The organism is Neisseria sp. P0021.S007, assembly GCF_051956855.1.
This window is the reverse complement of the sequence record NZ_JBQCXA010001277.1, coordinates 1-506: the sequence shown is the minus strand read 5'-3', so window position 1 is coordinate 506 and position 506 is coordinate 1. Positions and strand designations below refer to the sequence as shown.

General features: G+C 57.9%; 1 protein-coding gene and 1 pseudogene. Both read left to right on the top strand.

Annotated features, from left to right (window positions below; all coding sequences use genetic code 11):
* Positions 1-348 (top strand): FAD-binding protein (locus tag ACTHUR_RS18720; protein WP_440400272.1); only part of this gene is annotated, 348 nt, incomplete at its 5' end.
* Positions 345-506: pseudogene (locus ACTHUR_RS18715) on the top strand (NADH-quinone oxidoreductase subunit F); the annotation flags it as partial. The gene ACTHUR_RS18720 and the pseudogene ACTHUR_RS18715, both read left to right, overlap by 4 nt.

Genomic DNA, 506 nt, shown 5'->3' with positions numbered 1-506 from the left:
ACCCTGCACTATCAAAACGGCGGTATCGAAATCAACGGCGACGGCGCAACCTGCGTTGAAGGCCTCTATTGCGCCGGCGAAGTAACCGGCGGTATTCACGGCCGCAACCGCCTGATGGGCAATGCGCTTTTGGACATCATCAGCTTCGGCCGCCGTGCCGGTAAAGCCGCCGCAGGTTGCGGCCTGCCGCTGAAAAAAGTACGCGGCGGTGTCGGACACGTCCATGACCTGCAACGCGAAATGACCCGCGCCGGTCTGACCAGCGACATCAAAGCCCCCGTTTTATATCCCGACTACGGCAAATTCGATTTGCGCGAACACGCCGGTTTGCAGGAGCAACAATCATGAACCAAGCCAATCAAAACTTACTGCATCCTTCCCGCCAAGTCGGCGCAGATTTAGCCGCCTGGCGCAAAGTCGTTGGCGGCGAAGGCTTGCTGGCTGCGCTTGCCGATCCTCAAAGCATTGTTTCCAAACTGCAAGATGCCAATCTTTGCGGTATGGGC